The following is a 5,059-nucleotide window of genomic DNA, read 5'->3' on the forward strand; positions in this document are numbered from 1 at the left end:
TCCGGGGGCGCCGGCCCCCCCACCCCTCCCCCTGCCCCCTCCCGCAAGGGGAGGGGGACTAAAAAAGAGGGGTGGGTCACAGCCATTCTGAAAAAGCCTCGCTTACGGGAGAGACAACGCGGAGACGCTCGACATCCCCTCAGCCCCGGTTGCGGGCCACCATCGCGACGATGGTCTCGGCCAATTCCGCCTGCGCCTCGGCGGCGGTGAGGTCGCCATTCGCCGCGGCGGCGGACAGGGCCTCGGCGGCGCCGAGCATCGCCCAGAGGCCGGCGGGGGCGATGGCGCCGCCCTTCGCGAAGGGGGCGAGGGCGGCGCGGCAGGTCTCGCGGAACGCCGCGTCGCAGTCGCGCTTGACCCGCTCCAGCTCCGGCGAGCTGGTCAGCGCCGCGACCACGCCCGGGATCTCGCGGCCCTGGGCCAGCACGCAATCGAGATAGGCGGAGGCGATCACAGCGGCCCGGCCGGCCAGGGTCGGCTCGCCGGTCCGCAGCGCGGCCTGCAGCAGCGCCGTCTGGCGGTCGTCGAACTCCCGGTACAGCGCCGTCAGCAGCCCGGTGCGCGTGCCGAAATGGTCGTAGACCACCGGCTTGGTGATGCCGGCCTGCTCGGCCAGCCGGCCGAGCGTCAGGGCGTCCGTCCCCTCCTCCCGCACCAGCCGCCAGGCGACGTCCATCAGCTGGCGATGCCGCTCGTCCCGCGACAGGCGGCGGCGCGGCCCGGAGTCTCTCATCTGGGTGCTTGACATGCTTATGTACCAAAAGTAAATTACTAAAAGTATATAAGACCTTCCCCCCTCCCCGCAATCACCAGGAGTTGCCGGCATGCACGCGCTCGTCGTCGTCGCGCATCCCGACCCCAATTCGCTGACCCACGCCGTCACCGCCCGTCTCGCCGAGGGCGTCTCCGGGTCCGGTCATTCCTCCGAGATCGCCGATCTCATGGCGGAAGGCTTCGACCCGCGCTTCAGCGCAAACGACCACGCCGTCCATCTCAAGCAGGCGGCGCCCTCCGCCGATGTGCTGGCCGAGCAGGCGCGGATCGACCGCGCCGACGCGCTGGTGCTGGTCTATCCGGTCTATTGGTGGTCGATGCCGGGGCTGCTCAAGGGCTGGATCGACCGGGTCTTCGCCAATGGCTGGGCCTATGACGAAATCCCCGGCGGCAAGCTGGAGAAGAAGCTGGGCCGCCTGCCGGTCCATCTCGTCGCCCTCGGCGGCGCCGGCCAGGGGACCTATGAGCGGCATGGCTATTTCAACGCCATGAAGACGCAGATCGACCACGGCATCTTCGACTTCTGCGGCGCCCGCATCGTCACTTCCGAGTTTCTGCTGCCTCCAGATACGCAGGATCTAAGCGGTTATCTGGAGACCGCCAGCGCCATCGGCGGCAAACTGTTCCAGGCGGCCGAACAAGTCGAGGCCGCCTGATCTCGCCTGCCGTCAGCGCAGGCCCGAGAGCAGCGCCCCGATCCGGCGTCCGGCCGCGGTGAGCTGGGTGCGGCTGACCGTCTGCGCCCGCTCGACGTAGTCGCTCGGGAGAACGGGGGCGGAGCCGGGCGAGGTGCCCAGCTTCAGCCTTCCGCCCTCGTAGACGACGTCATAGGCGAGTTCGCGGCTGTGGGCCGCCCAGCGGGCGAAGGCGGTCTCCGGGTCCGGCGACAGCGTCTCCCCGTCGGGCGAGGGATCCGGCGTCAGCTTGGCCTCGACCGGTCCCGAATGGGCCAGGGCGAGCTCAGCCGGATGACCCGCGGCGTCCCAGAACCGCCCAAGACGCTCAGGGTCCGCATCCGGCGATGCGCGGACCCAGGCCCATTGCCCGCCGGCATCGGTGATCGGGAACCGCCACGACATCCACAGCGCCGTGTGCAGCGGCTGGTGCATGTCGCCGACGATATGCATCACCCAGCAGAGCGCGACGGCCCTGGCCGCATCCGAGGCAGCGGCGTCGTGTGCGATCGCGAGATTGTGCCCGAATGCCCAATGGGCGCTGCCGAAGGCGAATGGGATCAGAGTGCGCATCGGGGACACGATCCGCGGGCTGTAGTGCCAGCTCGGGTGATCGTAGGGGGTGCGCCTCACGGCATCCGGCCAGATCGCCATCAGCTCGAACATCCGGCGCTCGCCGGCGCGGCCGGCCAGATCGCCGAGCTGGCCGTCGAAACGGGCCCGGTCCGGATGCGCCTGCATCAGCCGGAGAATGACGGCGATCGCCTCCGGATCGCGCTGCTCCAGGATATCATAGGCCAGCGCCGCGGTGGCCGTGTGGCCTTCGCGCAGCCACGCCCAGGCCTGGTGCGGCACGAGCAGCGCCAGCATCAACACAGCGCCGAGCCCGGCCGGCCTCCGGCGCTTGAGATGGACCGCGAGAGCTCGCATCTGGGCACCTCCGGAGTTTGGTCGCGCCGGCACAAGCCATGGTGATGGAAAACAGGGGGCGGCGTCACTGCGGCGGAGGATCGCTGCCGGAGGCCCTCATCCGATCTGGCCACGGCTATCGCCGACGCTGTTACCAACGCCGTCCGGCAGGCATGATGAGGTGCGATGGCGCCGCCGTCGCGACCAAGGGGGGTTACGTCCGTGCGTCTCAGCCGCCTATCCGCCGCGATCGCGATCGCGTTGTCCCTGACGCCGGCCACGGCCGCGCCTGCCGCCGTGGCCGAGCAGGCGGTGCAGGCGGCGCTGCCCAAGCTGGAGCAGCTGGCCCAGGCGGCGGTCGACCGTGGCGACGTGCCGGGCCTTTCGATCGCCGTGGTCTATCGCGACCGGGTCGTGTTCCTGAAGGGCTTCGGCCTGCGCGAGGAGGGGAAGCCGGACACCGTCGATGCCGACACCGTGTTCCAGCTGGCCTCCTGCTCGAAGCCGGTCTCGGCCACCGTCGTCGCGGCGCTGGTCGGCCGCGGCGTCGTCACCTGGGACAGCCGGATCGCCGGGATCGACCCGGGCTTCGCCCTGGCCGATGCCTATCCGACCCAGCAATTGACCATCCGCGACCTGTTCGCCCATCGCAGCGGCCTGCCCGGCGAAGCCGGCAACGAGCTGGAGGCGCTGGGCTACGACCGCGGCGAGATCCTGCACCGGCTGCGCCAGGTGGCACCGGCCAGCAGCTTCCGATCGGCGTACTCCTACAGCAATTTCGGCCTCACCGAAGGCGCGGTGGCGGCGGCGAAGGCGGCCGGGATGAGCTGGGAGGATGCGGCGCAGCAGCTGCTCTACGGCCCGCTGGGCATGACCATGACCAGCTCGCGCCATGCCGATTTCCTCACCCGGACCAACCGGTCGGCGCTGCATATCCGGGTCGGCGGCGATTGGGCGGCGAAGCTGACCCGTGATCCGGACCCGCAGGCCCCGGCCGGCGGCGTCAGCTCGACCGCGCGCGACATGGCGCAATGGCTGCGGCTGCAACTCGGCCGCGGCCGCTACGCCGGCGAAGTTCTGATCAAGCCGGAGGCGCTGGCCGAGACGCATCAGCCGCTGATGGCGCGGGGCGCCAATCCGGTGACCGGCGCCGCCGCCTTCTACGGCCTCGGCTGGAACGTCCAATATGGCCGGCACGGGCTGCAATGGGACCATGCCGGCGCCTTCAGCGTCGGCGCCCGAACCCTGGTCACCCTGTTTCCGGACGACGACATCGGCATCGTGGTGCTGACCAACGCCTTCCCGACCGGCTTGCCGGAGGGGGTCGCCGACAGCTTCTTCGACCAGGTCTTCGACGGCCGGGTGACGGAGGACTGGACCGCCAAGTGGAACAAGGCCTTCGAGGGGCTGTTCGGCCCGGCGGTTGCAGCCGCCCAGGCGCGCTACGGCACGCCGCCGGCCTCGCCCTCTCCGGCCCTGCCCCTCTCGGCCTATGCCGGCAGCTATGCCAACGCCTATCTCGGCACCGCCACCGTGACCGACAGGCAGGGCACGCTCTGGCTCGCGCTCGGGCCCAAGCAGCAGGCCGAATTCCCGCTCCGTCCCTTCGACCGCGACCTGTTCGTCTATTCGCCGTCGGCGGAAATTCCGGACGCCTTGGCGGCCGTCACCTTCCGGATCGGCCCGGACCAGACGGCCGACCAGATGACGATCGAAGACCTCGACGATGACGGCCTGGGGGTGCTGGCGCGCACCCCGCAGTAACCCGGCGCGCCGCGGCGATTGCGCGGCAAGAACCGGAGTGAGGCCGGGCCGCGCACCCGCCATCTTCCGTCGCATCGAACGACGGAAGGAGAGACCAGATGGGTGCGTTGGCAGGCAAGGTGGCGATCGTCGCCGGGGCCAGCTCCGGCATCGGCCGGGCCGCGGCGGTGCTGTTCGCACGCGAAGGCGCGGCCGTGGTGGCCGGGGCGCGGCGGCAGGCGGAGCTCGACGCGCTGGTCGGCGAGATCGAAGCCGCCGGCGGCCGGGCCGCGGTGCTGGCCGGCGACGTCACCGACGAGGCTTACGCCCCGGCGCTGGTGGCGCTGGCCGAGGAGCGGTTCGGCGGCCTCGACATCGCCTTCAACAATGCCGGCATGGTCGGGCCGATGGCGCCGACGCCGGAGGTGACGCCCGCGGCCTGGCGGGAGACGGTCGAGGCCAACCTGACCAGCGGCTTCCTGGCGGCGCGGCACCAGATCCCGGCGATGCTGCGGCGCGGCGGCGGGTCGCTGATCTTCACCTCGACCTTCGTCGGCTACACGGTCGGCTTCCCGGGCGTGGCCGCCTATGCCGCCAGCAAGTCCGGGCTGGTCGGGCTGGTGCAGGCGCTGGCGGTCGAGTTCGGCGGCCGCGGCATCCGCGTCAACGCGCTGCTGCCGGGCGGCACCGAGACGCCGATGTACCGGGAGTTCGCCAAGACGCAGGCGGAGCGCGACTTCATCATCGGCCTCTACCCGATGAAACGCCTGGCCAGCCCGGAGGAGATGGCCCGGTCGGCGCTCTACCTCGCCTCCGACGCCTCCAGCTTCACCACGGGCACGGCGCTGCTGGTCGATGGCGGGGTGTCGATCACAAGGACGTGAGGAAGACTTTTATCCTCCCCCTCCCCTTGCGGGAGGGGGGCAGGGGGAGGGGTCTGGGGGGGGGGCCCCCGCGGC

The 5,059-nt window shown here is 71.0% G+C and carries 5 protein-coding genes; 3 read left to right on the forward strand and 2 right to left on the reverse strand.

Annotated features, from left to right (window positions below):
• Window positions 1-139: 139 nt before the first annotated feature.
• The gene (locus tag AAHM41_RS38750) at window positions 140-733 is read right to left on the reverse strand and encodes a TetR/AcrR family transcriptional regulator (protein ID WP_342241973.1); all 594 of its coding nucleotides are present in this window, start codon (window positions 731-733) and stop codon (window positions 140-142) included.
• 91 nt (window positions 734-824) lie between these two features.
• On the opposite strand from AAHM41_RS38750, the gene AAHM41_RS38755 reads away from it, so the two are divergent.
• Complete coding sequence (locus AAHM41_RS38755; protein WP_342241974.1) at window positions 825-1,430, forward strand: NAD(P)H-dependent oxidoreductase; 606 nt, start codon at window positions 825-827, stop codon at window positions 1,428-1,430.
• A gap of 12 nt (window positions 1,431-1,442) precedes the next feature.
• Here AAHM41_RS38755 and AAHM41_RS38760 read toward each other — a convergent pair whose 3' ends face one another.
• Window positions 1,443-2,378 (reverse strand): S1/P1 nuclease, encoded by a 936-nt coding sequence (locus AAHM41_RS38760; RefSeq protein ID WP_342241975.1) that lies wholly within the window; start codon window positions 2,376-2,378, stop codon window positions 1,443-1,445.
• Between the two features lie 201 nt (window positions 2,379-2,579).
• Here AAHM41_RS38760 and AAHM41_RS38765 point away from each other — a divergent pair, with 201 nt between their 5' ends.
• Complete coding sequence (locus AAHM41_RS38765; protein WP_342241976.1) at window positions 2,580-4,121, forward strand: serine hydrolase; 1,542 nt, start codon at window positions 2,580-2,582, stop codon at window positions 4,119-4,121.
• A 98-nt stretch (window positions 4,122-4,219) separates the two neighbouring features.
• Window positions 4,220-4,984 (forward strand): SDR family oxidoreductase, encoded by a 765-nt coding sequence (locus AAHM41_RS38770; protein ID WP_342241977.1) that lies wholly within the window; start codon window positions 4,220-4,222, stop codon window positions 4,982-4,984.
• Window positions 4,985-5,059 lie beyond the last annotated feature (75 nt).

The sequence above is a fragment of the Inquilinus sp. OTU3971 genome, from assembly GCF_038440215.1.